The sequence below is a fragment of the Micromonospora sp. KC207 genome, from assembly GCF_004348615.1.
Lineage (GTDB): Bacteria > Actinomycetota > Actinomycetes > Mycobacteriales > Micromonosporaceae > Micromonospora.
In genome coordinates this window covers 1-4,340 of sequence record NZ_SMKJ01000413.1, presented here as the reverse complement: position 1 = coordinate 4,340, position 4,340 = coordinate 1, and the positions used below count along the sequence as shown (strand labels likewise).

The window sequence follows — 4,340 nt, the reverse complement described above, 5'->3', positions numbered from 1 at the left end:
GGCGAACAGGGCGCTGACCGCGACCTCGTCCGGGCCGGGGGCGTCGCCGCCCAGGCCGGGCGGGCGGGCCGGGGAGGCCAGCGCCACCACGGGCTTGTCCCGGCCGATCCGCCGGGCCAGCCGGGCGAACTTGCGCGGGTTGCCGAACGTCTCCAGGTACAACATGATCACGTCCGTGCCGGGGTCGTCCTGCCAGTACTGGAGCAGGTCGTTGCCGGAGACGTCGGCCCGGTTGCCGGCCGAGACGAAGCTGGACAGACCGAGGCCCCGCCGGGCCGCCTCGGCGAGCAGCGCCACCCCGAACGTGCCGGACTGGCTGAAGATCCCCACCCGGCCGGGGGCCGGCAGCGCGGGGGCGAGGGTGGCGTTGAGGCGTACCTTTTCGTCGGTGTTGGCCACGCCGAGGCAGTTCGGGCCGACGACCCGCATGCCGGCGGCATGCGCGGCGCGGACCAGGGCCCGCTGGGCCGCAGCGCCGGCGGCGCCGGCCTCGGCGAAGCCGGCCGAGATCACCACCAGGCCGTGCGCGCCGGCCGCCGCCGCGTCGGCCACCACCGCGCCGACCGCCTCCGGGGCCACCGCGACCACCGCCAGGTCGATCGAGTGGCCGGCGTCGACCGCCGACGGGTACGCGGGCAGCCCCGCCACCGTCGCCGCGCTCGGGTGCACCGGCACGACCGGTCCGGGGTACCCGCCGTCGCGCAGGTGCCCGAGCAGGGCCGCGCCGACGCCCTGCCCGGTGGCGCTCGCGCCGTAGACGGCGACGCCCCGGGGGGCCAGCAGCCGGGCGATGGAGCGGGCCTCGGTGCGGTGCTCCCGGCCACGCTGCACCTCCAGCGTCGCCTCGGTCGGCGCGATCGGGAAGCTCAGGTGCACCACGCCGTCGGCGTACTGGCGTTGCACCTGGTAGCCGAAGTCGGCGAAGACCCGCAGCATCGCCGCGTTGGCCGGGAGCACCTCGGCGACGAAGTGCACGATCCCGGCCCGCCGGGCGGCGTCGGCCAGGTGTTCCAGCAGCACCGAGCCGATCCCCCGCCCCTGGTAGGCGTCCTCCACCACGAACGCCACCTCGGCCTCGGGGGCCTGCGGGCCGAGCCGCTCGTACCGGCCGACGGCGACGATCCGATCGGCGGCGAGCACCACGAACGCCTCCCGGTCCCGGTGGTCGACGTGGACGAACCGGTTCAGGTCCCGCTCGGGGATGCGCGGGTACGGCGAGAAGTAGCGCAGGTAGCGGGTGCGCTCGGAGAAACGGGCGTGCATCGACACGATGCCCGGGGCGTCGTCCGGGCGAATCGGTCGCAGCGCGACGGTGCTGCCATCGCTGAGCAGCACGTCCACCGGCCGGTCGACGGTGGTCACCTGTTCCGGCCCCACCCCGCTCAGTCCCGGGGGTCGTGCGGGTCGAGGCCGAGCAGGGGGAACACCGACTTGCGGGTGGCCGCGATGGCCCGGTCCACCGAGTTCGGCTCGCCGGTCGGCTGCCACGGCTCGTACGCGGGGTCGGCGTCGTCGGTCATCCGCAGCGGCACCTCCCGACCGGGGCGACGGGCAGCGGCGAGAGCCCGCCACCCGGGCGGGGTGAGCGTAGCCGGGTCGATCGGACCGCCGGTCGCCACCGCGAGCAGGTGGGTCCACGCGCGGGGCACCACCTCGACGAGGGCGTACCCGCCGCCGCCGGTGGCCACCCAGCGGCCGTCGCACAGCTCGTCGGCCAGCGCCCGCAGCGCGAGATAGGTGGCGCGCTGCCCGTCGACGGTCAGGTGCAGGTCCGCGAGGGGGTCGATCCGGTGCCCGTCCGCCCCGCACTGGGTGAGCAGGAGCTGCGGCCGGAACGCGCGCAGCACCGACGGCACGATCGCGTGGAACGCGCGCAGCCACCCGGCGTCGTCGATGCCGGGCGGCAGCGGGACGTTCACTGCGCTGCCCTGCGCGCCCGGCCCGCCGACCTCGTCGGCAAACCCGGTGCCGGGGAACAGCGCGAGCGGGGTCTCGTGCAGGCTGATGGTGAGCACCCGGGGGTCGTCCCAGAAGATGGCCTGCACGCCGTCGCCGTGGTGCACGTCCACGTCGACGTACGCGATCCGCTCCGCGCCGAGGTCGAGCAGTCGGGCGATGGCCACCGCCGGGTCGTTGTAGACGCAGAACCCGGCCGCGCGGGCCGGCATGGCATGGTGCAGCCCACCGGCCACGTTGACCGCCCGCCGGGCCTCGCCCCGCCACACCGCCTCGGCGGCGACCACGGTGGCTCCGGCGACCAGCGCGCTGGACTCGTGCATCCCGTCGAAGACCGGGTTGTCCGACGTGCCCAGCCCGAACCCGGCGAAGAGCGGGTCGCGGGGGGCGACCCGGACCGCGTCGAGGTAGCGCGGGTCGTGTACCCGGGTCAGCAGGGCCTCGTCGGCCGGCTCGGGCTTGACCAGCCGCACCCCGGGCCGGCCCAGTACGCCCAACTCCCCGGCGAGCGCGACGGTCAGCTCGACCCGCACCGGATCGAGCGGATGGTCACCCATGTCGTAGGCGAGCAGGGCCTCGTCCCACACCACCACCGTGTCCTCGGACATGGGGCCATCGTCGCACGGGCCGGCAGCGAGGCCCACCGCACGCGCTGCTCGCGGCACCGGGTGTCGGCCGTCAGCCGCCGGTGGCGACGGGCCGGGAGCCGTCGGCGACCCAGTTGCTCCACGATCCGACGTAGAGGGCGGCGTCCGGGCGGCCGGCCAGGTGCAGGGCGAGCACGGCCTGCGCGGCGGTCACCCCGGAACCGCAGTACGCCCCCACTGGCGCGGCGTCGGCGACCCCGGCGGCGGCGAACCGCTTCCGCAGCGCCCCGGGGGACGGGAACCGGCCGTCCGGGCCGACGTACTCGCCGGCGGGCAGGTTCACCGCGCCCGGCACGTGCCCGGCCACGGGATCGATCGGCTCCTGCTCGCCCCGGTAGCGCGCCGCGGCCCGCACGTCGAGCAGCGTCCCGTCGCCGGCGGCAGCGAGCACGGCGGCCGAGGCGGCGTCGAGCACCGGCAGCTCACCCGGGCGGACGGTCACGTCACCGGGGGCCGGGGTGGGCACGTCGGTCGACCGGGGCAGGCCGGCGGCCACCCAGGCCGGGAAGCCGCCGTGCAGCACCCGGACCGGCCGGTGGCCGGCCCAGCGCAGCGTCCACCAGGCCCGCGCCGCGCCCAGCGCGTCGCCGCCGTCGTACACGACGACGGGGTGACCGGCACGGACCCCGGCGGCCCGCAGCGCCGCCTGGAGGGCTGCGGGGGCGGGCAGCGGGTGCCGGCCGGCCTCGCCGGGCGGCCCGCACAGCGCGGCGTCCAGGTCGACGAAGACCGCGCCGGGGAGGTGGCCGGCGGCGTAGTCTTCGCGGCCGGGCGGGCCGGCGAGCCGCCAGCGGACGTCGAGCAGGGTGGGTGGGGCGGCGGAGTCGAGCTCCACGGCGAGCCGGTCGGCCTCGACCAGCAGCTCCTCAGTACCGGACATGGCGTCCAGTCAACACCATCCGGGCGGTCACCTCCCGGTACGGCGGCGGGGCATGTCCGGCGGCCGGGGTACGATCGACCTCCGGGAGGTCGCCGACGTGAAGCACCTGGTCGACACGAGTGGGCGCGGAACTGCCTCCGCCGAGAGGGGGAATCGATGCGCCACGATCTAGTGGACACCACCGAGATGTACCTGCGCACCATCCTTGAGCTTGAGGAGGAGGGCGTCCCGCCGCTGCGCGCCCGGATCGCCGAGCGGCTGCACCAGAGCGGCCCCACCGTCAGCCAGACCGTCGCCCGCATGGAGCGCGACGGGCTGCTCACCGTGGAGGGCGACCGGCACCTCGCGCTGACCCCGCTGGGCCGCGCCTCCGCCGTGTCGGTGATGCGCAAGCACCGGCTCGCCGAGCTGCTGCTGGTCAACGTCATCGGGATGCCCTACGAGGAGGCCCACGAGGAGGCCTGCCGGTGGGAGCACGTGATGAGCGACGCGGTCGAAAAGCGGGTGTACGACCTGCTCAACCGCCCCACCCGCTCCCCGTACGGCAACCCGATCCCGGGCCTGGAGCAGCTGGGCACCCCGGAGCAGCCGGCCGACCGCAGCGACGGCGAGCGCAACCTGGCGTTCCCGGGGCTCACCGGCACGGTGGTGGTGCGGCGGATCTGCGAGAGCGTGCAGACCGACGCCGACGTGCTGCGGCAGTTGCACGCCGCCGGGGTCGACCCGGGCGCGACGGTGACCGTGGCCCAGGAACGGGACGGGGTCTCCATCGACCGCTCCGGCGACCGGGTCCGGCTGCCCCGCGAGGTCGCCTCCCGGGTCTTCGTCGCCGCCCACTGACCCCCGCCGCCCAATAG

At 76.2% G+C, this 4,340-nt stretch carries 4 protein-coding genes; 1 reads left to right on the top strand and 3 read right to left on the bottom strand.

The genetic code is table 11. The annotated features are described in order from the left end of the window. The 3 genes from E1258_RS30320 to E1258_RS30310 all read right to left on the bottom strand — a co-directional run. Nucleotides 1–1,362: GNAT family N-acetyltransferase (locus tag E1258_RS30320; RefSeq protein ID WP_132407131.1), on the bottom strand; the 1,362-nt coding region annotated here is incomplete at its 3' end. Between the two features lie 20 nt (nt 1,363–1,382). Next, complete coding sequence (locus E1258_RS30315; protein ID WP_132407129.1) at nt 1,383–2,564, bottom strand: acetoin utilization protein AcuC; 1,182 nt, start codon at nt 2,562–2,564, stop codon at nt 1,383–1,385. Between the two features lie 70 nt (nt 2,565–2,634). Next, nucleotides 2,635–3,483, bottom strand: coding sequence for a sulfurtransferase (locus E1258_RS30310; RefSeq protein ID WP_132407127.1), 849 nt, complete (start codon nt 3,481–3,483; stop codon nt 2,635–2,637). Between the two features lie 156 nt (nt 3,484–3,639). On the opposite strand from E1258_RS30310, the gene E1258_RS30305 reads away from it, so the two are divergent. Then, the gene (locus E1258_RS30305) at nt 3,640–4,323 is read left to right on the top strand and encodes a metal-dependent transcriptional regulator (RefSeq protein ID WP_132407125.1); all 684 of its coding nucleotides are present in this window, start codon (nt 3,640–3,642) and stop codon (nt 4,321–4,323) included. Nucleotides 4,324–4,340: the final 17 nt, after the last annotated feature.

Excerpts from the sequence above, each read along its gene's own strand:
- E1258_RS30315 (WP_132407129.1), bottom strand. The coding sequence starts at position 2,564 with ATGTCCGAGGACACGGTGGTGGTGTGGGACGAGGCCCTGCTCGCCTAC.
- E1258_RS30310 (WP_132407127.1), bottom strand. The coding sequence starts at position 3,483 with ATGTCCGGTACTGAGGAGCTGCTGGTCGAGGCCGACCGGCTCGCCGTG.
- E1258_RS30305 (WP_132407125.1), top strand. The coding sequence starts at position 3,640 with ATGCGCCACGATCTAGTGGACACCACCGAGATGTACCTGCGCACCATC.